The sequence below is a fragment of the Micromonospora sp. NPDC005305 genome (genome assembly GCF_040607315.1).
GTDB lineage: Bacteria > Actinomycetota > Actinomycetes > Mycobacteriales > Micromonosporaceae > Micromonospora.
On sequence record NZ_JBEXGL010000002.1, the window covers coordinates 452680 to 475624 of the forward strand.

22 protein-coding genes are annotated in these 22945 nt (G+C 73.6%); 10 read left to right on the forward strand and 12 right to left on the reverse strand.

The features are described from left to right. Positions 1-3 precede the first annotated feature (3 nt). Together ABZS80_RS05325 and ABZS80_RS05330 are read right to left on the reverse strand one after the other, a co-directional pair. Positions 4-2322, reverse strand: coding sequence for a hypothetical protein (locus ABZS80_RS05325; RefSeq protein ID WP_355054546.1), 2319 nt, complete (start codon positions 2320-2322; stop codon positions 4-6). Then, positions 2319-3101, reverse strand: coding sequence for a deoxyribonuclease IV (locus ABZS80_RS05330; RefSeq protein WP_355054547.1), 783 nt, complete (start codon positions 3099-3101; stop codon positions 2319-2321). Before ABZS80_RS05330 ends, ABZS80_RS05325 begins: the two co-directional genes overlap by 4 nt. A gap of 647 nt (positions 3102-3748) precedes the next feature. On the opposite strand from ABZS80_RS05330, the gene rpsF reads away from it, so the two are divergent. From rpsF to rplI, 4 genes are all read left to right on the forward strand, one after another. Next, positions 3749-4039 (forward strand): 30S ribosomal protein S6, encoded by a 291-nt coding sequence (gene rpsF, locus ABZS80_RS05335; protein ID WP_046563719.1) that lies wholly within the window; start codon positions 3749-3751, stop codon positions 4037-4039. A gap of 80 nt (positions 4040-4119) precedes the next feature. Continuing rightward, positions 4120-4650, forward strand: a complete 531-nt coding sequence (locus tag ABZS80_RS05340; protein ID WP_192579666.1) for a single-stranded DNA-binding protein — start codon at positions 4120-4122, stop codon at positions 4648-4650. Positions 4651-4691: 41 nt separating this feature from the next. Continuing rightward, positions 4692-4931 (forward strand): 30S ribosomal protein S18, encoded by a 240-nt coding sequence (gene rpsR, locus ABZS80_RS05345; protein WP_007073789.1) that lies wholly within the window; start codon positions 4692-4694, stop codon positions 4929-4931. 14 nt (positions 4932-4945) lie between these two features. Continuing rightward, positions 4946-5392 carry a 50S ribosomal protein L9 gene (gene rplI, locus ABZS80_RS05350; RefSeq protein WP_151460617.1) on the forward strand — a complete coding sequence of 149 codons (447 nt, stop codon included), beginning with the start codon at positions 4946-4948 and terminating at the stop codon, positions 5390-5392. Between the two features lie 108 nt (positions 5393-5500). On the opposite strand, the gene ABZS80_RS05355 is transcribed toward rplI, so the two are convergent. Beyond that, positions 5501-7045: a hypothetical protein gene (locus ABZS80_RS05355; RefSeq protein ID WP_355054548.1), complete on the reverse strand. Its 1545-nt coding sequence runs from the start codon at positions 7043-7045 to the stop codon at positions 5501-5503. Between the two features lie 395 nt (positions 7046-7440). Between ABZS80_RS05355 and dnaB the strand changes: the two genes are divergently transcribed. Continuing rightward, on the forward strand, positions 7441-8844 hold the full coding sequence (gene dnaB, locus ABZS80_RS05360) for a replicative DNA helicase (protein ID WP_355054549.1): 1404 nt from the start codon (positions 7441-7443) through the stop codon (positions 8842-8844). Between the two features lie 18 nt (positions 8845-8862). Here dnaB and ABZS80_RS05365 read toward each other — a convergent pair whose 3' ends face one another. From ABZS80_RS05365 to ABZS80_RS05385, 5 genes are all read right to left on the reverse strand, one after another. Next, the gene (locus ABZS80_RS05365; protein WP_355054550.1) at positions 8863-9546 is read right to left on the reverse strand and encodes a maleylpyruvate isomerase N-terminal domain-containing protein; all 684 of its coding nucleotides are present in this window, start codon (positions 9544-9546) and stop codon (positions 8863-8865) included. Between the two features lie 82 nt (positions 9547-9628). Further along, the gene (locus ABZS80_RS05370; RefSeq protein ID WP_355054551.1) at positions 9629-10006 is read right to left on the reverse strand and encodes a zf-TFIIB domain-containing protein; all 378 of its coding nucleotides are present in this window, start codon (positions 10004-10006) and stop codon (positions 9629-9631) included. Positions 10007-10029: 23 nt separating this feature from the next. Next, the gene (locus ABZS80_RS05375; RefSeq protein WP_355054552.1) at positions 10030-10662 is read right to left on the reverse strand and encodes a phosphoribosyltransferase family protein; all 633 of its coding nucleotides are present in this window, start codon (positions 10660-10662) and stop codon (positions 10030-10032) included. Further along, positions 10659-12014, reverse strand: a complete 1356-nt coding sequence (locus ABZS80_RS05380) for a glycosyltransferase 87 family protein (RefSeq protein WP_355054553.1) — start codon at positions 12012-12014, stop codon at positions 10659-10661. The genes ABZS80_RS05375 and ABZS80_RS05380 overlap by 4 nt, the downstream gene beginning before the upstream one ends. Positions 12015-12076: 62 nt before the next feature. Then, positions 12077-14593, reverse strand: a complete 2517-nt coding sequence (locus ABZS80_RS05385) for a bifunctional diguanylate cyclase/phosphodiesterase (RefSeq protein ID WP_355054554.1) — start codon at positions 14591-14593, stop codon at positions 12077-12079. Between the two features lie 578 nt (positions 14594-15171). On the opposite strand from ABZS80_RS05385, the gene moaC reads away from it, so the two are divergent. From moaC to ABZS80_RS05405, 4 genes are read left to right on the forward strand one after another with little or no spacing between them, the layout of a single operon-like run. Then, complete coding sequence (gene moaC / locus ABZS80_RS05390) at positions 15172-15663, forward strand: cyclic pyranopterin monophosphate synthase MoaC (protein ID WP_151464469.1); 492 nt, start codon at positions 15172-15174, stop codon at positions 15661-15663. Beyond that, a complete protein-coding gene (locus tag ABZS80_RS05395) occupies positions 15660-16130 on the forward strand; it encodes a MogA/MoaB family molybdenum cofactor biosynthesis protein (protein WP_355054555.1) in 471 nt (156 codons plus the stop codon). The genes moaC and ABZS80_RS05395 overlap by 4 nt, the downstream gene beginning before the upstream one ends. Before the next feature lie 37 nt (positions 16131-16167). Continuing rightward, positions 16168-17424: a molybdopterin molybdotransferase MoeA gene (locus ABZS80_RS05400; protein ID WP_355054556.1), complete on the forward strand. Its 1257-nt coding sequence runs from the start codon at positions 16168-16170 to the stop codon at positions 17422-17424. Next, a complete protein-coding gene (locus ABZS80_RS05405) occupies positions 17424-17852 on the forward strand; it encodes a molybdenum cofactor biosynthesis protein MoaE (protein ID WP_355054677.1) in 429 nt (142 codons plus the stop codon). Before ABZS80_RS05400 ends, ABZS80_RS05405 begins: the two co-directional genes overlap by 1 nt. A 3-nt stretch (positions 17853-17855) precedes the next feature. Here the strand turns inward: ABZS80_RS05405 and ABZS80_RS05410 are convergent, their stop codons facing one another. Together ABZS80_RS05410 and ABZS80_RS05415 are read right to left on the reverse strand one after the other, a co-directional pair. Continuing rightward, positions 17856-19292: a glycosyltransferase 87 family protein gene (locus tag ABZS80_RS05410; protein WP_355054557.1), complete on the reverse strand. Its 1437-nt coding sequence runs from the start codon at positions 19290-19292 to the stop codon at positions 17856-17858. A gap of 204 nt (positions 19293-19496) precedes the next feature. Continuing rightward, a complete protein-coding gene (locus ABZS80_RS05415; RefSeq protein ID WP_355054558.1) occupies positions 19497-20042 on the reverse strand; it encodes a DoxX family protein in 546 nt (181 codons plus the stop codon). Between the two features lie 135 nt (positions 20043-20177). On the opposite strand from ABZS80_RS05415, the gene ABZS80_RS05420 reads away from it, so the two are divergent. After that, the gene (locus ABZS80_RS05420) at positions 20178-20723 is read left to right on the forward strand and encodes an N-acetyltransferase (protein WP_355054559.1); all 546 of its coding nucleotides are present in this window, start codon (positions 20178-20180) and stop codon (positions 20721-20723) included. A 7-nt stretch (positions 20724-20730) separates the two neighbouring features. Here ABZS80_RS05420 and ABZS80_RS05425 read toward each other — a convergent pair whose 3' ends face one another. Further along, on the reverse strand, positions 20731-21966 hold the full coding sequence (locus ABZS80_RS05425; RefSeq protein ID WP_151464463.1) for an ATP-binding protein: 1236 nt from the start codon (positions 21964-21966) through the stop codon (positions 20731-20733). Positions 21967-22104: 138 nt separating this feature from the next. Then, entirely contained in the window at positions 22105-22884 is a 780-nt protein-coding gene (locus ABZS80_RS05430) for a flagellar basal body protein FliL (protein WP_355054560.1), read from the reverse strand. Positions 22885-22945: the final 61 nt, after the last annotated feature.

Below are 22945 nucleotides of genomic sequence, written 5' to 3' on the forward strand. Positions count from 1 at the left end.
CGGTCAGAGGCGGTAGACCACCGCGTCGCCGACCTCTTCCCGGGTCACGCCCAGCCCGTCGACCGGCCGGTCGAGCATCCCCTCCCAGGGGGTGCCGCCGAGCCGGTCCCGGAGCACCACCACGTTCTTCACGCCCAGCCGCCGCAGGTAGTCGACGCTGCCGAAGTCGGGGAAGCTGACCGTGACCTCGCGGACCTGGGCCTGCGAGTTCGGGGTGAAGCCACTGCCGCCGTTGACCATCCGCTGGAACCGGTCGGTCGACCAGAGCATCACCGGCTGGTCCAGGTTCTGGCTGCTGGGCAGCACCAGCATGGGCCCGTCCACCGTCCGCATCACCGCCGGCTGCTGCGGCACCACCGGGTGCGGGGTGACGTTCAACCCCTCCACCACGACCAGCAGCAGCGGCACCAGGGTGGCCAGTCGCAGCCACGGGCCGGGCCACGGCGGGACCCGCTCGGCGGCGAGCTCGCGTACGCGGGCGCAGAACGCGGTGACCGCGCCGGCCGCGAGCAGGCCGAGCAGAAGAGTGGTCCAGAGCATCATCCGGCCCGGGGTCCGCAGCCCGTTCCAGCCCGGCAGGTGCTCGAAGAGCGGCACGTAGGTGAACCGGCCGCCGAAGAACCGGGTGCCCATGCCCAGCGCCATCGTCAGGAGCACCCCGGCCAGCAGGAAGAGCCGCTGGCGGACCCGCCAGACCGAGAAGAAGAGCCCGCCGGCGGCCAGCGCGTAGAGCACGAAGCCGGGCAGCAGGGTCATCTCCGGGTGCCAGGGCAGCACGGCACGGGCACCCTCGTGCAGCTCACCCCAGATCCGCGACTCCGCGGGGGCGGTGAAGAACCCGCTGGCCGGCGGCGAGTAGAGCTGGATCTCGCCCAGCGTCCGCGCCGCGTTCGGGTGCTGCTCCGACACCGTGAAGTACGGCACGGCCAGCAGCGCGCCCACCGCGGCGAAGACGAGCCCGCCGAGCAGGTCGGCCAGGAACAGCCGCCAGCCGAACGGACGCTTCACCCGGCGCCGCCGCGCGAACCAGACGACCGCCGAGACCAGCACGATGCCGGCCAGCAGATACGCGAACGGCAGCCCGATGCCGAAGCCGAGGCTGAGCTGCCAGGCGGCCACCAGCCAGCCCGCGAACGCCCAACCGGCGTGCCGGCGCGACGGCCGGTAACCGTGCCGCAGCGACCAGCCGTGACCACGGGCGAGCATGGCCAGCGCCAGCGGAATGCCGCCGTTGGAGATGATGTGCAGGTGCCCGGCCTGGGCCAGCAGCCACGGGGCGTAGGCGTAGCTCGCCCCGGCCACCGCACCGGCGATCCGGCCCGCCCCGAGCTGCCGAGCCAGCGCGTACGCCCCGAACGTGGCGAGGGCGTGCGCCAGCACGAACATGATGTTGTAGCGCAGCAGGGCGTCCTCGGGGCCGACCCCGATCATGCCGGCCGGCGCGTACCCGAGCAGGGTGTCGGAGAAGGCGAAGCTCCACGACTCGGGGAAGAACGTGTTCGAGTTCCACAGCTGCGCCGGGTCGGTCAGCAGGATGTGGCCGGACCAGGCCAGCTGCCAGGACTGGAGGCTCGGGTCCCAGTAGTCCTGCGGCAGCGTGTAGCGCGGGTAGCGCAGCGTGGGCCAGGTCATCAGCACGGCCAGCGCCACCGAGGCGACGGCGGCCAGCATCCACTCGTGCACCAGGAACCGGCCCACCGCGCGGACGATCCGGCGGGGCCGGGTGAGCACCGGGTCGGGGGCGGGACCGAACGCCGTCCATGGATCGGCCGGCTTGTCGGCGTCCTTGCCCTCGGCGCCGGTCGTGCCGTCGCTCCCCGCCGTGGCCGACTCCGCCTTGCCGGTATCGGCCGGGCCTTCGGCTCCGCTCTTGTCGGTCCCGCTCTTGTCGGTCCCGGCCTTGTCGTCGGTCCCGGCCATCCCCGTTTCGGTCTTGTCGCTGCTTCCGGCCTTGCGGCGGGTCCTGGCCCTGCGGCCGGTCCCGGCCTTGTCGTTGGCGCGGGTCGCGTCGTCCGTTCCGCCCGCCTCCGCGGCTTCCGCGTCACCCTTGTCGGCCGTGCCACCACTGCCTGCGGTGGCGGCGGTCCCCGCCGCGGCGGCGCGGTCACCGTTCCGCCCTGCCTCGGCGGTCGGCGCCGGCTCGTCGCCCGGGGCCCGCTCGGTCGCGGTCCCGTCCGAAGCGGCGCCCGCCGTGGCGCCCTTCTTCCGGGCCCGTCGACGGGCGCTCGCCCTCGGCTTCGCGTCGGACGCGGTGTCGCTGGTGGCCGGTGGCGGGTCGCTGTCGGCCCGGCCGCCGGTGGCGTCGGACTGCTCGGTGGTCATGCCGTCGCGCCCAGCTGCCCGCGCAGGAACGCGATGTCGGCCGCCTGGCCCTCGGTGCCGCCCGGTGTCTCCACGATCACCGGCGCACCGGCCGCCCGGATCACCGCGACCACCAGCTCGGGGTCGATGGTGCCGCCGGTGAGGTTGTCGTGCCGGTCCTGGCCGGAGTTGAAGGTGCCCTTGGAGTTGTTCGCGTGGATCAGGTCGATCCGGCCGGTGATCGCCTTCACCCGGTCGACCAGCCCCAGCAGCTCCTCGCCCCCGGCGTGCGCGTGGCAGGTGTCGAGGCAGAAACCCACCTCGTAGTCGCCGAGCGCGTCCCAGAGCCGGGCCAGCGCGTCCAGGTGCCGGGCACAGGCGTTGTCGCCGCCGGCGGTGTTCTCGATGAGGATCGGGAGCGGGAAGCCACCGGAGTCCGCCGCGTACGCGAACGTCTTCCGCCAGTTGTCGAAGCCGACGGCGAGGTCGTCACCGGCGTTGACGTGGCCGCCGTGCACGATCAGCCCTCTGGCGCCGACCGCCGCCGCGGCGGCGGCGTGGCCGAGCAGCAGCTTGCGGCTGGGGATGCGGATGCGGTTGTTCAGCGTGGCCACGTTGATGACGTACGGCGCGTGCACGTAGAGGTCGACGTCGGCGGCCCGCAGGCGCTCGGCGTCCTCCCGCGGCTTCGGGGCCTTCCAGCCCTGGGGGTCGGCGAGGAAGAACTGCACCGCCTCCGCGTCCCGGGCGGCCGCCTCGGCCAGCGGGTCGGTCGGATCGACGTGGGCTCCGATTCGCATGCAGGGCAGCCTACGTCGCGCCCCCGACGCGCGGGGCTCCCGCGCGCGGGGGTTCCGCGGTACGGATCGCGTCACCAGCCGGCCCGGTGGTCGTTGTCCGAGGTGGGATCGATGGTCGACGCTCCGACCGGACGCGGGTCCACAGCGCGGACGGCGAAGCGGAGGCCCCCGGCAACGGGACGCCCCGCCGTGCGGCCCGGCACGACGGGGCGGGATCCCGGCTTCGTCAGACCCGGAGGCTGGCCGCAGAACCAGTCCGGCGAATTCCTCCATTTCCCCCAAGAGGTGACGAGAGCCGTTGTATGGTCAGACCAGGTAACAACACGATAAAGCTCCGCGGGGCGTCCTCGATCCAACCTCATCGGTGTGGTCGTTCCTCCCCAGGTCCCACCCAAGGAATGCGGACGGGACGCCCCGCGGCCCCGTGGACAGGGGTCCACCTTCCGGCACGCGACGCCGGAGGTGGGCCCCTGTCACCGCGTCCGGACTCCGGGGACGACCGGCCCGGCCATGATCGTCGGGACCGGGTATCCTGGTCCGGTTGTCTGCGTCCGGCCGGGTTCCCCCGGCACCGGTCACGGCAACGACGCACGACCTCCTGCCACGGAAGGACCGTGGCCGCTTAGCCCACAGGAGGTGAGCACGTCTTGCGTCATTACGAAGTCATGGTGATCCTCGACCCCAGCCTCGAGGAACGCACCGTCGCCCCGTCGCTCGACACGTACCTGAACGTGATCCGGACCGCGGGTGGCTCGGTGGAGAAGACCGACGTGTGGGGCCGCCGGCGCCTCGCGTACGAGATCAACAAGAAGGCCGAGGGCATCTACGCCGTCATCGACCTCCAGGCGTCGCCGGAGGCCGTGGCTGAGCTGGACCGTCAGCTCCGACTCAACGAGTCGGTGCTGCGCACCAAGGTCATCCGCCCGGAGATGCGCTGAGCATCTAGACCCGGCACGTCCGGATCAAGCCTCATCGACGCTGTCGGAGGGCTCTGAGAGCCTGTAGGGCACAGAGATGAGTGCGCGAGGAGATGGTCATGGCAGGAGACACCACCATCACGGTCATCGGCAACCTGACCGATGACCCCGAGTTGCGGTTCACCCCCTCCGGGGCGGCGGTCGCCAAGTTCCGGGTCGCCTCGACGCCCCGCTTCATGGACAAGGCGTCCAACGAGTGGAAGGACGGCGAGCCGCTGTTCCTCTCGTGCACGGTCTGGCGGCAGGCCGCCGAGAACGTCGCCGAGTCGCTGCAGCGCGGCGCCCGGGTGATCGTGTCCGGCCGGCTGCGTCAGCGGTCGTACGAGACGCGCGAGGGTGAGAAGCGCACCGTCATCGAGCTGGAGGTCGACGAGATCGGCCCGTCGCTGCGCTACGCCACGGCGAAGGTGCAGAAGATGTCCCGCTCCGGCGGCGGTGGCGGCGGCTTCGGTGGTGGTGGCGGCCAGGGTGGCGGCGGAGGCAACTTCGACGACCCCTGGGCTTCGGCTGCACCGGCTCCCTCGCGCGGTGGTTCGGGCGGCGGAAACTTCGACGAGGAGCCCCCGTTCTAATGGCGCCGAGCGCCCGCGATCGCAAACCAGGAGCAAGAGCAATGGCCAAGGCTGCGGCACTTCGCAAGCCGAAGAAGAAGGTGAACCCGCTCGACAAGGACGGGATCACCTACATCGACTACAAGGACACCGCGCTGCTGCGGAAGTTCATCTCCGACCGCGGCAAGATCCGCGCTCGGCGGGTGACCGGCGTCACCTCGCAGCAGCAGCGGCAGATCGCCCGTGCCGTCAAGAACGCCCGCGAGATGGCGCTCCTGCCGTACACGGCCACGGCCCGCTGAGAGGAGGCACCGACATGAAGATCATCCTGACTCAGGAGGTGTCCGGCCTCGGTGCCCCGGGCGACATCGTCGAGGTGAAGGACGGCTACGGCCGTAACTACCTGCTGCCGCAGGGCTTCGCGATCGCCTGGACCAAGGGCGCGGAGAAGCAGGTCACGGTCATCCAGCGGGCCCGCGCGGCCCGCGAGATCCGCGACCTCGACCACGCCAACGAGGTCAAGGCCCAGATCGAGGGTCTGAAGGTCAACCTGAAGGCCCGCGCCGGCGACGGCGGGCGGCTCTTCGGCTCGGTCACCCCGGCCGAGATCGTCGACGCCGTCAAGGCGGCCGGCGGCCCGACCCTGGACCGTCGGCGGCTGGTGCTGCCCAGCCACATCAAGTCGCTCGGCGCCTACCCGGTCAGCATCCGGCTGCACCCCGAGGTGAGCGCCAAGTTCGACCTGAACGTGGTCAAGGGCTGACACCCGACAGCACGACGGAAGGGCCCGCACCGGCATCCGGTGCGGGCCCTTCCGCATGTCGGAGGGGCTACACCGCATGTCGGAGGCGGTACGCCGCCCGTCGCGGCGTTACCCGATCGGCTGGCCAGTCACCGCGCTGATCACCACGGTCGAGAGCCCGCCGCCGACCACGGCCGCCGCCAGCGCCACCGTCGCCGACCGCCAGGTCGTGCCGACCCGACGCAGCACCACCGCCACCACGAGACTGCTCAGCAGCGCCAGCCCGAACCGCGGCGCCCCGGCCACCAACGAGGCGATGGCGTGCGCCCGCGGCGAGTCACAACCGCCCCCGGTGATGTCCGTGACGCACCCCTGCGGGGGCTGCCCGTCGAGGAACAGCAACCCGACGATGAGCAGCAACGCCGGCACCAGGTAACACGAAGCCGTGTAGAACAGCGATCGCAGCGGCCCACCCGGATCCGGGTCGAGCAGGTCGTCCTCCAGCGGACGGCCCCACGACCCGCCGCCCACCGTCTCCACGCGCCGCCGCACCGTCGACGCCCCGGCCCGCCCCGCGACCACCGGCTCCACCGGTCGACGGCGGGGCGCCGGACGCGGCGCGGGCGCGGCGACCATCGGCGACCGCGGGGCCGACGGCGGCGTCTCCGTCCAGCGGGGATCGTCACCGGCCAGCCGGGTCCCGGACCAGAACGCCTCGGCGCGCTCCGGCGACGCCCAGCCCTCCCGGACCGGCACCTGCGGCGCCGTCCGGTCCCACTGGTCGACCTCCGCGTACCGCTCCCCGGCACCGGCCTCCCGGACCCGGTCCCACTGGCCGGTGCCGGTCTGCCGGTCCCACTGGCCGGTGTCCGTGAACCGGTCCCACTGGCCGGTGTGCTCCGTCCGGTCCCAGCGGCTCTCCGCCTGGTCCCACCGGCCGGCGGTGGCGGAACGGCCCCACGCCTGCACGCCCGACGCGTCCCACGGGTCGACCGCCGGCTGCTCCGCCGGGTCCGGCTCGGCCGCCCGGCCGCGCTCCCACGGATCGGCCGCCGGCCGCGACCACGAATCCGTTGTGGTGCGCCGGCTCCGCCGCGTCGGCCGCTCGGCATCCCACCGGTCACCCTCGTCGCCCGACGCGGGCGCCTCCTCCAGCCCCGACCAGGTCACCTGCGGCCGCCGGGTCGCCGCGCGACGCGGCCGGCTCCGCGGGGCCACCCCGGAGACCGGCTCGCCCTCGATCCCGTCGGCCCGCCGGCTCCCCACGTACCCCTGGTCCTGCGGGGTGTCCATGGTCCACTCGGCGGTGTGGTCGGAGACCGGGCCCGCGCCGATGGCCCGCAGGTCGCGGCGGTCGTCCTCGCGACGCCAGCCGGTGTCCGCCTGCCAACCCCCGCCCGAGTAGGGCGGGTCGACGTCCTCGTCGTCGTCGCGAGCGGCGTGCCGACCCCCGCCGTCGGCCCGACGGATGCCGGACTCCAGCGCCCAGTGAGGAAGATAGGCGTCGACCGGCTCGTCCTGGCCGCGCTCGACGGCGCGCCGACGACTCGGCGTGCGGTAGCTCTCGGAGGCGGACGACCCGACCGGGAGCGGACCGGCGGGAGCGGCCCAGGAGGCGCTCGGCCGGCGCTCGCGCGGGCTGCCCTCCCCGCTTCCCCAGTCCCGGTTTCTCACGGCGGGAGCGTGACCCTTCTCAACCGAAAGTGCAATCCGCAGTCCAGGTGTAGCCGTTCGCAGAGATAGTACGGGACGAACGGCGCCCAAGCTCGACCCGAAATCTTCCGTCCACAGGGTGGGGATCGCAAAACCCCAGGTCAGCGTCGAGTGGGCCGAAATTCCCCATCACTTATCCACACCCTGTGCACACCCTGCGCACATGCCTGCCCACCGGCGTCCACAGGTTGTCCCGAGGCTCGTCCACCGGTGCTGTTGAGTGGCTGACCTCGGGTTCCGTATCGTGGTCCCCCGACCGTCCGGGCGATGGCCCCCGATCGACCGGAGGGTCGTCGGAACTTGTCACACCCTGGCGGTAGAGCTGGATCCGATCCGACGCAGCAAGGGGGGAACCCGTGTCGGTCACCGACGAGACGCGCTCGGAACGGGCCGGGGGGCCGCCGCCCGCCCCGGCGCAGCGGGACGGCCAGTTCGAGAAGACCCCGCCCCAGGACGTGGCCGCCGAGCAGTGCGTCCTCGGCGGCATGCTGCTCTCCAAGGACGCCATCGCCGACGTCGTCGAGATCCTCAAGTCGAACGACTTCTACCGCCCGGTGCACGCCACCGTCTTCGACGCGATCCTCGACATCTACGGCCGCGGTGAGCCGGCCGACCCGATCACCGTGGCCGCCGCGCTCGCCGACTCCGGCGACCTGGCGCGGATCGGCGGCGCGCCCTACCTGCACACGCTGATCGCCAGCGTCCCCACCGCCGCCAACGCCGCCTACTACGCCCGCATCGTCGGCGAGCGGGCGGTGCTGCGCCGGCTCGTCGAGGCCGGCACCCGGATCGTCCAGCTCGGCTACGGCACCGGCCAGGGCGGCAGCCGCGACGTCGATGACGTCGTCGACCTCGCCCAGCAGGCCGTCTACGAGGTCACCGAGAAGCGGGTCAGCGAGGACTTCGCGGTCCTGGCCGACATGCTCCAGCCGACCCTCGACGAGATCGAGGCGGTGGGCGCGCAGGGCGGGGTGATGACCGGTGTCCCGACCGGGTTCAGCGACCTCGACCGGCTGCTCAACGGCCTCCACCCGGGTCAACTTGTGATCGTGGCCGGCAGGCCTGGCTTGGGTAAATCGACGGCATCTATGGACTTTGCCCGGAATGCTGCTATTCGCGCCAACCAGGCCGCGGCGATCTTCTCGCTGGAAATGAGCAAGGTCGAGATCGTCATGCGACTCCTCTCGGCCGAGGCGCGCGTTCCGCTGCACGTGCTGCGCAGCGGCCAGCTCTCCGACGACGACTGGACCAAGCTGGCCCGGTGCATGGGTGAGATCAGCGAGGCGCCGCTCTTCGTCGACGACACGCCGAGCATGAACCTCATGGAGATCCGGGCGAAGGCGCGCCGGCTCAAGCAGAAGCACGACCTCAAGCTGATCGTGGTCGACTACCTCCAGCTGATGACCTCGCCAAAGCGCACCGAGAGCCGGCAGCAGGAGGTCGCGGACCTGTCCCGTGGCCTGAAGCTGCTGGCCAAGGAGGTCGAGTGCCCGGTGATCGCGGTCAGCCAGCTGAACCGTGGCCCGGAGCAGCGCACCGACAAGCGACCTCAACTGTCTGACTTGCGGGAATCGGGATCGATCGAACAGGATGCCGACGTCGTCATCCTGTTGCACCGCGACGACTACTACGACAAGGAGTCGCCGCGCGCCGGGGAGGCGGACCTGATCGTCGCCAAGCACCGAAATGGACCGACCGACACGATCACGGTTGCCGCCCAGTTGCACCTGTCCCGCTTCGTCGACATGGCCATCGTCTGACCCGGAGCGGCGCGGTGGTCAGCCGAGCAGGGGGAACCAGCCAGCGGCCTCGCCCAGCTCCAGCCGGTCGCGGTCGGTGAGCGGCACCCGGCCGGTGGCCTTGAGCAGATAGTCGCGGTCGTCCCAGCCGGTCGGGCGGACAGCGTCGTCGCTGAGCAGCCCGTCCACCGTGGCCACCGCCATCCGGGTGGGCGCCTCCGCGGGGAGCGGGGCGTCGGGTAGGTCCACCACCAGGTCGAGGTGGTGGATGACCGCCTCGGTGGCCAGGGTGGCGAGGAAATCGGGTACGCGCAGCACGTGCCCCTGCGTGGTCACGTGCCCGTCGGGGTCGGCGGCTGCGGCCGCCCGGACGGCGGCGGGCGCCGTGTCGGACCAGATGCGCACCACGCCGCTGGGCCGGTCGAAGGCGGCGGCGGAGCGCCGCGCCCACCAGGCGTGCTTCGCGCTCGCCTCGTCGTCGCCGCCGGGGGTGAACGCGCGCCAGTAGCTGACGTCGTCGACGTCGGCCGGCCCGGGTGCCGGGCTGGCGAGGGCGACCAGCGCCCGTTGCGCGTCGCAGAGCACGTGGAAGAGCAGGTCGGCGACGAGCCAGCCCCGGCAGCGGGTGGGGCGTTGCATGCCGGCGTCGTCGAGTGGGGTGACGACGGCGGTGATGCCGTCGTACGCCTGCGCCAGCGCCTCGTGCGGCCGGATCGCGGTCATGTCGTGCAGCCTGCCACGGCGGGGCCGTGTCGGCACGACGGTGACGCCGGGCCGGTGGGTCGCCGGCCCGGCGTGGCGAGGGTCAGTCGAACAGTTCGCCGAGGAAGCCGCCGTGCTTCTTCTTGCGGCGGTAGTGGCCGTGGTAGCCGTGGTGCTGGCCGCCGTACGCGGGCTGCCCGTAGCCGTGGCCGGGCGGCGGAGGCGGGGGGACGGCGCCGTAGCCGGGCTGGTGGGGTGCGGCGGCGGGCGGTGGCGGCGGGGGCGGGTTGTAGCCGCCTCCGGCCGGCGCGGCCTGCCGCGGGCCCTGCTGCTGGTTCCAGTTCGCCTCGGCCTCGAACAGCTTCTCGAGTTCACCGCGGTCGAGGAAGATGCCGCGGCATTCGCCGCACTGGTCGATGATCACTCCGCTGCGCTCGTACTGGCGCATCTCTCCATGGCATTTGGGACAGGTGAGCTGCATGACACCGAAGGTACCTGGTGACATCACGCGGTGGCGGTGAGCGCCTGGGTCACCTCGCCGTCGGCGACCTCGTGGAAGTCGTCGTAGTAGGCCCCGACGGCGACGAAGTCGGGTGGGACCTGGGGGCAGACCACCTGGTCGGCCTCGGCGGCGAGCATCTCGTACGCCTGGTCGGAGCCGACCGGGACGGCCACCACCACGCGGGCGGCGTCGAGGTGCCGGGCGACCTGCACGGCGGCGCGGGCGGTGGCGCCGGTGGCCAGCCCGTCGTCGACGATGACGGCGGTGCGCCCGGCCAGGTCGAGTGGGGGGCGCCCGCCCCGGTAGAGCTGCTCGCGGCGGTCCAGTTCGGCCTGCTCGCGCCGGCGTACCTCGGCGCGTTCGTCCGGGTCGATCCGGTCGGCGACCATGTCGTTGAGCACCTGCACCCCGCCGGGGCCGAGCGCGCCGTACGCGACCTCGGGGGCCCACGGCATGCCGAGCTTGCGGACCACCAGGACGTCCAGCGGCGCGCCGAGCCGTTCGGCGATCACCTGGGCGACGGGTACGCCGCCGCGGACCAGCCCGAGGACGATGACGTCGGGTCGCCCGGCGAGGTCGCCGAGCTGGTCGGCGAGCACGCGTCCCGCCTCGGCCCGGTCGCGGTAGGTGGTCATGCCTCAGGTCTACGCCCTCCGGCCGGGCCGTGCCGGCCAGTTGCCGGGAAAGGCACGCCGGGGGCGGTCCCCGTGTGGTGTTCGGCGAGCGCGAGGGCGGGGGCCGTGACCAGCAGGACGATCGGGTAGAGCAGGTAGCCGAAGCGGGTCGAGGGCATGAGCAGGATGGCCGCGAGCAGCCCGTACCCGCAGATCAGGGCGGTGGCGGCGGCGGTGCGCGGCGGGCGGCGCAGCAGCCGGACGGCGATCGCCACCCCGACGGCGGCCAGCAGCGCGGCGGCGACCAGCCGGCCGCCGGGCAGCGCGCTCGCGATGAGGTGGCCGGGGAACGGGGACTGCGCGGGGCTGGTGACGAGGCCGTGCCCGAGCGGGAAGCGGAGCACGTTCTCCACCAGGGCGTCGCGGTCGACCAGCAGCACGGGGAGCAGCGCGAGGACCGGCAGGCCGAGGGCACCCAGGGCGGTGCGCAGGCCGGCGCGGCGGGTGGCGGCCCAGCAGACCAGCACGACGGCGACCGGCCAGGCGAAGAGCTTCAGCGCGCCGGCCGCGCCGACCGCGAGGCCCGCGCGGCCGGGCCGGCCGGCGGCGGCGAGGGCGAGGGCGAGCAGGCAGAGCGCGAGTACGGGGAGGTCGTCGCCGCCGGTGGCCAGGGTGAGCGCGCAGATCGGGAGGACCGTGGCAGCCTGCGCGGCGCGCAGCACGGCGGCACCGGGCCGGGGTGCGGTGGGGCCCGCGGTGGTCCGCAGGGTGCGCACGGCGGCGGCGAGCGCCACCGCGGTGGCCAGGGCGAACCAGACGCGCGCGTCGGTCCACCAGGTGTCGGCGACGGCCCGGGGCAGCCCGAACAGCGCCATCCCGGGCTGGTAGGGGGTGTAGCCGAGCAGTTGCTCGCCGGCGGGCAGGGCGGCGATCGCGTCGTGCCCGAGGTAGGGGGTGCCGTGCTCGGCGAGCCGCGCGCCGGCGTGCTCGACGACGATCACCTCCTCCTGCGCCCGGTCGGTCCGGCCGCCGGCCCGCTGGATGCTCTGGGCGACGACCGGCAGCAGGGTGGTGGTGGCCCAGGCGAAGCCGGTGACCGCCCAGCGGGCGGGCAGCCCGGCGAGGGGGGTGCCGGGATGCCGGCGTCGGGTTAGGAGCTGAGCGGTCGCGGCGAGCGCCGCCAGGGCGTAGCCGATGGTGGCGAGGGTGCCCCAGGCCCGGTGTGGCAGCAGCGTGGAGGTGGCGGCGGTGACCGCGGCGAACGCGGCGGAGACGGCGTAGAGGCCCACGTCGAGGGCGAGGCCGCCGGCGGCGGTGTCGATGGCCTGCCAGCGGCGGAGGGCGGGGGCGGTCCGGTCGGCGTCGGCGGTCACGCGGGCCAGTCTGGCAGACGGGTACGGCATCCCGGCCTGCGGATCTTGGCGGGTGGCGGTGGTCAGGGAGTGGCGGTGCGGTTGCGCCCGCCGCCGGTGCGGCGCCCGGGCAGGCGGATCACCGCGCCCGCGTCGTGCAGCGGTGGCGCGAGCGCGCCCGGTCGCCCGCCGGCTCCCCGCTGGAGGGCGGCGAGGAGCGCGCCGGCCGGCAGCGGCCGGGCGAACAGGTGTCCCTGCCCGGCGGCGCAGCCGAGCTCCCAGAGCGCCCGCCGCTGCGGCTCGCTCTCCACGCCCTCGGCCACGACGGTCAGGTCGAGGCTGCGGCCCAGGTCCAGGGTGGAGCGGATCACCGCGGCGGCCTCGGTGGCGCTCTCCATGGCGGTGACGAAGCTCCGGTCGATCTTCAGCTCGTGCACGGGGATCCGGGAGAGCAGCGAGAGCGAGGAGTAGCCGGTGCCGAAGTCGTCCAGGGCCAGCCGTACGCCGGAGTCGCGGAGCCGGCTGAGCACCCGGTCGACCACGTCCAGCTGGCTGAGCGTCAGGGTCTCGGTCAGTTCCAGCACCAGCCGGTCCGGCGGCAGGTCGTGCGCCCGGAGCCGGGCCAGCACCGCGCCGGGGAAGCGGGCGTCGAGGAGGCTGCGCGGCGACACGTTCACCGAGACCGGCAGGTCGAATCCGGCGTCCCGCCAGGAGCCGGCGGCGATCAGCGCCTGGTCGAGGATCGCCTCGGCGAAGGCGGGCAGCAGCCCGGAGCGCTCGACCGCCTCCAGGAAGCGCAGCGGGTCGATCATGCCGTGCGTCGGGTGGTGCCAGCGGGCCAGCGCCTCCGCGCCGATCACCTCGCCGCTGCCCAGGTCGACGATCGGCTGGAAGTTGACGGTGAACTCGTGGTCGGCGACGGCCCGGGGCAGTTCGCCGCCGAGGGTGAGCCGGCCCAGGTCGGCGGTGTCGCGGGTCGGTGCGTACGTGGCGATCCGCTGGCCGGCCCGCTTGGCCTGGTACATCGCCACGTCGGCGCGGCGCAGCAGCTCGGCCATCCCGCCGCTGGCCGGGGCGACCGCGATGCCGCCGCTGGCCTCCACGCTGATCCGCATGCCGTCCAGGTCGAGCGGCTCGTGCAGCGCGGTCAGCAGCGCCTCGGCCCGGTGCGCGGCGACCGCCGGGGCGGGCAGGCCGCGCAGCAGCACGGCAAACTCGTCGCCACCGAGGCGGGCCACCAGGTCGTCCGGGCGGGCGGCGCCCCGGAGCCGGTCGGCGACCTGGGTCAGCACCCGGTCACCGGCGCCGTGCCCCAGGGTGTCGTTGACCTCCTTGAAGTGGTTGAGGTCGATCAGCACGAGGGCGGTGACGCCGTCGGCGTGCCGGTTGGTGAGCTGTTCGGTGCCCTCGTCGAGCAGGTGCCGCCGGTTGGAGAGCCCGGTGAGCGCGTCGTGGGTGGCGGCGTACGCGTGCTCGTCGGCGATCCGGGCCAGCTCGGCGTACGCCTGGGCGTTGCGGACGGCCGTGCAGAGCGCCGAGGCGAAGGTGCGCAGGGTGTACTGCTCGCGCTCGGACAGCTCGACCGGCCCGGCGAACCGCAGCCGCAGCACGCCGATGTCGGCGGTCTGGTCGTGCCCCTCGAGCCGGGTGGTGAGCACGGAGCCGTCGATCGTGCTGGGCGTGCCGGCCGGTCCCCGGAGGGTGATGGTCCCGCCGGACCCCCGGACCAGCCGCCCTTCCTCGCGCAGCTCGATGTCGACCTCGTCGGCGGAGAAGAGTTCGGTGGCCTGGGTGACCGCGGTGGTGAGCACCTGGTCGAGGTCGACCACGTTCAGCGCGTCGGTGGTGCGGGCCAGGCGCTGCCAGGCCTCCCGCTCGGCCCGGCTGCGCACCCGGCTGGAGTTGGCCAGGTGCAGGCTCAGGACGAGGGGCGGGACGACCACCAGGAACGTCGGGTTGATCCGGAGGATGAGCAGGGTGGACAGGACCACCGAGAAGCGGGCGAGCACGCTCGCCAACCGGAGGTCGAACTGCTGCCGGAAGCGGTTGAGGATCGGCGTCCCGGTGGCGAATGCGAGGACCGGGAACATGAGCAGCTCGTCGAGCACCACGACCGTCAGGTAGGCCAGGACCAGGGCGGGCAGGGAGCGGCTGATCGACCCGGACCACGGCCAGGTCCAGCCGGCGGCGACCAGCACCAGTCCGCCGGCGGCGGCCAGCGTCATCTCCTTGGCGATGCCGAACGCCAGCTTGATGGGGGGCAGCCGGGTGATCGTGCGGGCGATCGCGACGCCCAGACCGGTGGCCACGATCACCCACGGCACGGGGGCGACCGCCAGCCCGATGACGGTCGCGGCGTCCGTCCAGGAGATGCCGTGGGTGGTGGCGCGGATACGGATTCGGACATTGACGGTTGCGGCGACGGCGACCAGAAACGTGAGTGCGGCGGCCCGGGTGAGGTTGGGTTCGGTGACCAGACCGCGGCTGTCAATCAGTCGGAGGCTGACCAGCGCGGAGACCCCGGCGGTAAACACGACGAGACCGACTAGCAGCAGCAGCCGCCGATCGGTCCCGTTGTCGCGTGCAAGGGTGCGAGTCACGTCCTGGCCTCCACCGCGCCCATCTCGTAGCGGTGCGTGCACCCGTACTGTACGGCGCGCTCAGGCGCCCGGAAAGATCCCTCAGAGCCAGTCGTTGCCGCGCATCTGCTCAGCCCTTCGCTCGATCCTGCGGAGCCGTTGTCGTCGACCCCCTCCGACGCAGGACAGCTTATGGCGTTTAGGCCGAGTTGGTAACATTAGATGTCCATATGCGCAGAATGCGCTAATGCCGCCGCATCTTGTCACTCACTGTCTTTGCCTGAAGACTGAACGCATATTCAGACGACGTTCCAATGGGATTATCGAGTGCATCAGTGCGCGATGTCTCTAGTCGTTCGGGCACTGGGTTGCATCACACCCTGCAGGCCCACGGACCGGAGAAATGTCGTCGCTCTCTGATATCTTTTGAAGTCGTGCGGTATATCGCGCACTATCTTCCGTTAGGACGCCTTCCGTATATATTGGCGGGAAATGCGGCGGTTATTCAATTCGGCATTTGCGGAGGACAGTTTGACGGAGGCGCCCGAGGCGTGGCGGATGCCGACCCGCGCCCCGCTCGGACGGATAGGCTCGCGGCCGTGACCGAACCCGCGCAGCTCACCCACGTCGACCCGGCCGGCGCGGCCCGGATGGTCGACGTCTCCGCCAAGCCGGTCTCCGGCCGGCTCGCGGTCGCCGCCGGCCGCCTCCGCACCACCGCCGAGGTGGTGGACCTGCTGCGCCGCGACGGCCTGCCCAAGGGGGACGCCCTGGCCGTCGGCCGGCTCGCCGGCATCATGGGGGCCAAGCGGACTCCCGACCTGATCCCGCTCTGCCACCCGATCGCCCTGCACGGCGTCACCGTCGACCTGCGCCTCACCGACGACACGGTCGAGATCACCGCCACGGCGCGGACCGCCGACCGGACGGGGGTCGAGATGGAGGCGCTCACCGCGGTGGCCGTCGCCGGGCTCGCCCTGGTCGACATGGTCAAGGCCGTCGACCCGGCGGCCTCGGTGGACGCGGTCCGGGTGCTGCGCAAGGAGGGCGGCAAGACCGGCGAGTGGGTCCGGCCGGAGGACCGGCCGTGATCCGGGCCCGGGTGATCGTCGCCTCCAACCGGGCGGCCGCCGGGGTCTACGCGGACACCAGCGGTCCGCTGCTCGTCGCCGGCCTGCGGGAGCTGGGCTGCGAGGTCGACGAGCCGGTGGTGGTGCCCGACGGCGAGCCGGTCGGCGCGGCGCTGCGGGCGGCCCGCGACGAGGGCGTCGACGTGGTGGTGACCAGCGGCGGCACGGGTGTCACCCCGACCGACCGCACTCCCGAGGTGACCCGCCCCCTGCTCGACTACGAGATCCCCGGCATCGCCGAGGCGATCCGGGCGCACAGCCGCGACGCCGTGCCGACGGCCGCGCTGTCGCGCGGGCTGGCCGGGGTGGCCGGCCGCATGCTGGTGGTCAACCTGCCCGGGTCGCGGGGCGGGGCGAAGGACGGGTTGGCGGTGCTCGGGGCGATCCTGGGGCACACCGTCGACCAGCTCCGCGGCGGAGACCACTGACCACACACCCCCGCCGCACCGGCGCTAGGCTCGCCGGATGAGCACGGAAACCGCAGCCGCCGCGGCCGAGGTCGCCGCGCCGCCGCCCGCCGGGTGGGAGGAGGCCCGCTCCCGGGTGTACGCGGTGGGTCTCGCCGCCGCGCTCCCCACGGTCGGCCGGCCGCTCGCCGACGCCGACGGGCACACCCTGGCCGAGCCGCTGACGACGCGTACCGACCTGCCGGCGTTCCCGACCTCCAGCGTGGACGGCTGGGCGGTGCGCGGGGACGGCCCGTGGCAGGTCGTCGGCCGGGTGCTCGCCGGGCAGACCCCGCCCCCGCTGGAGGCCGCCGGCACCACCGTGGAGATCGCCACCGGTGCCATGGTCCCCGAGGGCACGACGGCCGTCCTGCGGATCGAGGAGTCGACCCGCACCGCCGACGGCCGGGTGGCCGGCACGCCCCGCCCCGCGCCGGAGTGGCGGGAGCCGGGCGAGGAGGCGTACGCCGGGGAGGAGTTGCTGCCCGCCGGCACGCCCGTCGACCCGGCGGTGATCGGCCTGGCCGCCTCCTGCGGCCACGACACCCTGCGGGTCCGCCGCCGGCCCCGCGCCGCGCTGCTGGTCTTCGGTGACGAGCTGCTGACCGCGGGCCCGCCGGGGGCCGGCCGGGTCCGCGACGCGCTCGGCCCCGCGGTGCCCGCCTGGCTGCGCCGGTACGGCTGCCAGGTGCGCCCCGCCGACGTGGTCGGTCCGGTCGCCGACACCCTCCCCGCCCACGTGGCCGCGGTGCGCGCCGCGCTCGCCGACGCCGATCTGGTCTGCACCACCGGCGGCACCATGCACGGCCCGGTCGACCACCTGCACCCGACGCTGGAGACGCTCGGCGCCGACTACGTGGTGAACACGGTGGCGGTCCGGCCGGGCTTCCCGATGCTGCTGGCCCGGCTGGCCGACGGCGACGGCCGGGTCCGCTTCGTCGCCGGCCTGCCGGGCAACCCGCAGTCCGCGATCGTCGCGCTGGTGTCGCTGGTCGCGCCGCTGCTCGCCGGCCTGCAGGGCCGGCCGATGCCGGTGCTGCCGCAGGTCACCCTGGCCGAGCCGGTCCCGGGGCGGGGCGACCACACCCACCTCGCCCTGGTGCGGTGGGACCGGGTGGCCGGCACCGCACACCCGGTCCGCCACGTCGGCTCGGCGATGCTGCGCGGCCTGGCGGGCGCGGACGGCTTCGCCGTGATCCGGCCGGGCACGAGCGGCGCGGCGGGCGACCGGGTGCCGCTCGTACCGCTGCCGCTGACCCCGGGAGAGCGGACATGATGAGTGTGGGCGGCGTGGTGGTCGGCGCGGTGAGCGACCGGCCGCTGGACCTGGCCGCGCACGAGGCGGCGGTCGCCGACCGCCGGGCCGGCGCGGTGGTCTCGTTCCAGGGCGTGGTCCGCGACCACGACCACGGCCGGACGGTCCTGCTGCTGGAGTACGAGGGCCACCCGACCGCCGAGGCCGTGCTGCGCGAGGTGGCCGCCGAGATCGCCGCCGACCCCGAGGTGTACGCGGTGGCCGTGTCGCACCGGGTCGGCCCGCTGGAGATCGGTGACGTGGCCCTGGTGGCGGCGGTCAGCACGGCGCACCGGGCGGCGGCCTTCGCGGCCTGCGCGCGGCTGGTCGACGAGGTGAAGGCGCGGCTGCCGATCTGGAAGCGGCAGGTGTTCGCCGACGGCGCCGAGGAGTGGGTGAACTGCCCCTGACGCTCAGCGCCGCCCGGCCGGCTGGGCCGCCCGGGTGAGCCGGTCGTGGTAGAAGGCCGGCTCGGCGCCGGGGCGCCAGGGCAGGGCCGCGACCAGCACGATCAGGGCGACGGCCAGCGAGTTCTCCATGAGCGCGCCGAACAGGCCGTCCTGGTAGTGGGACACCTCGGGGAGTTGGTGCTCGTACGGCCAGATGGGCGAGATCAGGAAGAGCAGGTAGAGGCCGAGCGCGCCGACCCCGTGCCGGAGCCCGGTCAGGGTCGGGTACCAGATCGGGGGGCGCAGCGCCGGCACTCCGGTGGCCGGCGGCGTGCCGGTGCCCCGGGGCAGCAGGCTGCGGCTCGCCTCGCGGCGGCGTACGGCGGCGTCGGCCAGCACGATGATCGCCGGGATGACCCAGACGAGGTGGTGTGACCAGGAGATCGGGCTGATCACGTTGGCGGTGAGCCCGACCAGGGTGAACGCGGTCAACTCGTCGCCGTCGGCGCGCGCACTGACCGCCCGGGACAGCCCGAGCGCCAGCATCAGCACCGCAAAGGCCAGCCAGAGCAGGCCGGGCGTCTCGATCGAGTCGTAGAGCCGGGCCAGCAGGCCGGCGAGCGACTGGTTGGCGGTCATGTCCGCGGCGCCGACCCGCTCGGTCTGCCAGAGCACGTCGGTGAAGTACGTCCGGGACTCCGCGCCGACCAGCCCGAACGTCGCGATGGTCACCCCGATGGTCGTGCCGACCGCGGTCAGCGCCGCCCGCCACTGCCGGGTGATCACGAGATAGGCCAGGAACAGCGCCGGGGTGAGCTTGACCGCGGTGGCCAGCCCGATGCCGACCCCGGCCCAGGCGCCGCTGTAGACGAACCGGGCCAGCGCCGAGTCGGCGGTCTCGTGGTGGGTGCCGCGCCGGGCCCGCCAGCGCAGGCCGACCAGGTCCGCCATGATCAGTGCGAAGAGCAGCAGGTTGACCTGGCCGTAGCCGAGGGTCTCCCGGGACGGCTCGATGGCCACCGCCAGCGGGGTGGCGATGCCGACGGTGAACCAGAGCGACCAGCCCAGCCGGTCGACGATGGGGCGCAGCAGCGCGGCCAGCACGACGGCGAGCGCCGCGATGCTGGCCAGGGCGTTGAGCCCGCCGGCGGCGTCGACGGGCAGCCAGGACATCGGCAGCATGGCCAGGGCGGCGAACGGCGGGTAGGTGAAGCCCAGGGTGGTGGAGGGGGCGATGAAGTCGTACAGCTCGTTGCCGCTCGCCCACCAGACCACGGCACCGTGGTAGATCTTCATGTCGAAGAAGTTGTACGGCCGGCCGAAGGCGCCGATGGCGAGCCATGCGGCGTAGGCGACGGCGGCCACGAGGGCGGTCCGCACGACGGTCCGGCGGTCGATCCCCCGTGTGGCGCGCTGGAGGGGAACGAGGCGGTCCATCCGTCTACCGACTGTCGTCGGCATGGCGTGGCCACCCCCGTACCAAGGTCGTCCTGCCCGTCCAGGTCCAGCACGGAGCCTAGAACGGCGCCTCACGTTACTGCCTCCCGCGTTATGCGACCGTGTCCGATCCCACACGTGTTTTTGACATTTCCACCGCGTTAACGGGTCTCGGACGGTTCAGGTGATTGGTGGCCTTGCGGGGGGTGGAGGCCGTATTGATGCAGGTCAGCCCGGGATTCGGCGGGCGGTGGCCGCCGAGCGTACGGCGATCTTCGCCTCCCGGCGGGCGGTCCGGACCGCGCGCTTCACGGAGCGGCGCGAGTGGTTGATCCGATGGCCGGTGCGCCAGCGGAGCCCCGGCTTGCCCTCGGTGTCGGCGGCGGCGAGGAGGAGACCGCCGAAGAGCCCGAGGTTCTTCAGGAAGTGGACCTGGTTGTTGTTCCGCGCCGCCGGGTCGTCGTTGTTCCAGAAGGGATGGCCGGCGGCGGTGGTCGGCACCAGCGTGCCGGCGAGGATGAGCGCGGCCGGCCGGGTGAACCTGCCGGTCGCCAGCATGAGCCCGCCGACCAGCTGGGTGGCCGCGTTGGCCCGGACCAGCGTCGCGGTGTCGGTGGGGATGCGGGGGTTGATGTTCTGGAGCAGCGGCGTGACCTTGTCGGTGATCGGCTGCGCGGCCGGGACCAGCCGTCCCGGGTTCCGCAGGTTGCGGGCGCCGCTGACCACGAAGATGCCGCTCAACATGACGCGGGCGAGGGAGCGCACGGGCTTCATTGCTCAGTCATACCCCGTCCCGGGCCTCGCCACCCCGGCAACACTCGAAAGGGATCGGCCGACGTGGACGTCCGGAGCGTACCGATTTCAGCGACCGTCGCGGATGGACCGCCTCCGGGCGGTAAGGTCGCGCGGGTGACGACCCTGCGACTCCGACCCGAGGACCCGGCGGACGAGGAGCCGGTCGCCCGGGTGCTGGCCGCCGCGTTCGCTCGCCCCGACGTGGCCACCCCGCCCGAGGTGGGGCTGGTCGAGGACCTGCGGCGCAGCGACGCCTGGATCCGCGAGCTGGCCATGGTCGCCGAGTACGGCGGCGAGGTGGTGGGCTACGCGCTGCTCACCCGGGTGCAGGTGCGCACCGACGGTGGCGCCTGGCCGGCGCTGGCGCTCGGCCCGGTGGCGGTCGCGCCGCACCGGCAGCGGATCGGGCACGGCGCGGCGGTGGTGCAGGCCGCCCTCGACGCCGCGACCGAGCTGGGCGAGCGGCTGGTGGTGGTGCTGGGCGACCCGGCCTACTACCGCCGGTTCGGGTTCGGCCGCGCGGACCGGCTGGGGTTGACCAGCCCGTGGTCGGGCCTGGGCGAGCCGTGGCAGGCGCTGCTGCTGCCGCCGTCCACCAGCGACGAGCCACCGCCCCCGACCGGCGAGGTGGTCTTCCCGCCGCCCTGGTCGAAGGTGTGAGCTGCGGTCAGGCCGGCTGGGTGCGCAGGTAGCGGCCGAAGTGCGGGACGGTGAAGGCGACCGTGCCCCGCTCGCCCGAATAGATCAGGCCCTTCTTGATCAGCGCGTCGCGGGCCGGCGAGAGGCTGGCCGGCTTGCGCCCGAGCGCCCGCGCGATCTCCGCGGTGGGCACCGCCGCGTCCATGTCGTCGCGGCCGCTCTCCTCCCCGTCCACCAGCGCGAGCGTCGCCATGGCGCGCATGTACTCGCGCTCGGCCGGGGTGGCCCGCTCGAACCGCGAGCCGAAGAAGCCCACCGCCAGCTCCGCCTCCGCCTCGGGCGCGGCGACCCGGACGTCCGCGGCGGTGACCGGCGACCGTGGCGCGTGGTCCCAGGTGGCCTTCCCGTACGCCTGGACGAAGTACGGGTAGCCGCCGGACTTCTCGTAGAGCAGGTCGAGGGCCTTCTGCTCGTACTCGACCTCCTCCCGCTCGGCCGGGGCGCAGAGCGCCTGGTCGGCGGCGATGCGGTCCAGCCGGTCGATCCGTTGGTAGCGGAAGAGCCGCTCGGAGTACGACTTCGCGGCGCTCAGCACGGCCGGCAGGTGCGGCAGCCCGGCGCCGACGACGATCAGCGGCGCGCCGAGCTGCGACAGCTCGTGGCAGGCGGCGCAGAGCGCGGAGACGTCCTCCGCGCCGAGGTCCTGCATCTCGTCGATGAAGATCGCGATGCCGGTGCCCACGTCGGTGGCCACCGCGGCGGCGTCGGTGAGCAGCTCGACCAGGTCGATCTCGATGTCGCCGGAGTCGGCCCGGCCGCTGCTGGCCGGCACGTCGATGCCGGGCTGCCAGCGGTCGCGCAGCTTCGGGGCGGCCCCGCCGCGCCCGGCCGGGGCGGCGCGCTGGGCGAACGCCTTGAGCACTCCGAGGAGGGCGTCGATCCGGTCGGGGGCACGGTGCCGCGGGGCCAGTTCGCGGACCGCCATGTGCAGCGCGGCGGCGACCGGCCGGCGCAGCGACTGGTCCGGCCGGGCCTCGATCTTGCCGGTGCCCCAGAGGTGGTTGATGGCCTGCGAGCGCAGCGTGTTGAGCAGGACGGTCTTGCCGACGCCGCGCAGCCCGGTCAGCATGAGGCTGCGTTCCGGCCGGCCGCGGGCGATCCGCTCCAGCACCACGTCGAAGACGTCCAGCTCCCGCCCCCGCCCGGCGAGTTCGGGCGGGCGCTGGCCGGCGCCGGGGGCGTACGGGTTGCGGACCGGATCCACGAATCGCACAGTATCGGGCCGTCTAGCGGCGGGGCTAGACATGCGTAGAGGCGACTACCGCGTGTCGGGACCCGTCGAGGCGAAACTAGGGCTGTCTAGCGTCCACGCTAGACAGCCCTAGTTTTGGCTACCGGGGTCCTACCGTCGCTTCAGGCACAGCACGAAGTCGAGGGTGTCGAGCCGGCTGTCGAAGAAGTACCAGTCCGTGTAGCCCTCGACCTTGGCGCACTTCGACTCGGCGTCCTTCTTGCCGCTGGTCGACCCGTCGATGCGGCGCAGCACCTGATAGGTCTTCGCGGCGCACTCGGTGATCACCAGCTTCGGCGCGGCGGAGCCGCCCTCGTTGGCGACGCACTGGCCCGCCTTCACGAAGCGCGGGTCGGTCGAGGAGGCCGGCGCCGGCGGGGTGGTGGGCGCGTCGGCCGGCTCGCTCGCGGCCCCGGTCGGGCCCGCGGCCGGCGCGGACGGCGCCGCCGTCCCGCCCGTGCCCGAGTCGTCCCGGCCGAGCAGCCAGTAGGCACCCGCGCCGCCCAGCAGCAGTACCGCCAGCACGACCACGACCACCAGCAGGGGCCCCTTGCCGCGCTTCGGCGGCGTCGGCTCGGCGTACGGCGGCTGGTCGCCGTAGCCGGGCCCGGCCGGGTAGCCCTGGTAGGGCGGTGCGGCCGGCGGCGGGCCGGCGTTCCAGGCGGGACCCGGCTCGTAGCGCGGGGTCGACTGGTCGTAGCGCTGGGCGGGCGGCTCGTAGTGCGGGGCTGCCGGTTCGTAGTGTCGGGTCGGCGGCTCGTCCCAGCCCCCCGGCTGCCCGCCGTAGCCCGGGTCGTAGCGCGGATCGGCCGGCGGAGCGTAGCCGTCGTCGGGGCGCCGCCCACCCCACGGCTCGGGGGAGCCGCCGCCCGGTGGTCCGAAGTTCGACATGAACGCCCTCCTGCGTACGCCAGTGCTGAGAGGCCGGCCACCAACAGGGGACGCCGACGCC

Bases quoted from the DNA above. Each gene is read 5' to 3' on its own strand.
- ABZS80_RS05370 (WP_355054551.1), bottom strand. From the start codon at position 10,006: ATGCAGCTCACCTGTCCCAAATGCCATGGAGAGATGCGCCAGTACGAG.
- rplI (WP_151460617.1), top strand. From the start codon at position 4,946: ATGAAGATCATCCTGACTCAGGAGGTGTCCGGCCTCGGTGCCCCGGGC.
- ABZS80_RS05430 (WP_355054560.1), bottom strand. From the start codon at position 22,884: ATGTCGAACTTCGGACCACCGGGCGGCGGCTCCCCCGAGCCGTGGGGT.
- ABZS80_RS05365 (WP_355054550.1), bottom strand. From the start codon at position 9,546: ATGACCGCGATCCGGCCGCACGAGGCGCTGGCGCAGGCGTACGACGGC.
- ABZS80_RS05400 (WP_355054556.1), top strand. From the start codon at position 16,168: ATGAGCACGGAAACCGCAGCCGCCGCGGCCGAGGTCGCCGCGCCGCCG.
- ABZS80_RS05415 (WP_355054558.1), bottom strand. From the start codon at position 20,042: ATGAAGCCCGTGCGCTCCCTCGCCCGCGTCATGTTGAGCGGCATCTTC.
- rpsR (WP_007073789.1), top strand. From the start codon at position 4,692: ATGGCCAAGGCTGCGGCACTTCGCAAGCCGAAGAAGAAGGTGAACCCG.
- ABZS80_RS05410 (WP_355054557.1), bottom strand. From the start codon at position 19,292: ATGCCGACGACAGTCGGTAGACGGATGGACCGCCTCGTTCCCCTCCAG.
- ABZS80_RS05325 (WP_355054546.1), bottom strand. From the start codon at position 2,322: ATGACCACCGAGCAGTCCGACGCCACCGGCGGCCGGGCCGACAGCGAC.
- ABZS80_RS05330 (WP_355054547.1), bottom strand. From the start codon at position 3,101: ATGCGAATCGGAGCCCACGTCGATCCGACCGACCCGCTGGCCGAGGCG.
- ABZS80_RS05405 (WP_355054677.1), top strand. From the start codon at position 17,424: ATGAGTGTGGGCGGCGTGGTGGTCGGCGCGGTGAGCGACCGGCCGCTG.
- ABZS80_RS05375 (WP_355054552.1), bottom strand. From the start codon at position 10,662: ATGACCACCTACCGCGACCGGGCCGAGGCGGGACGCGTGCTCGCCGAC.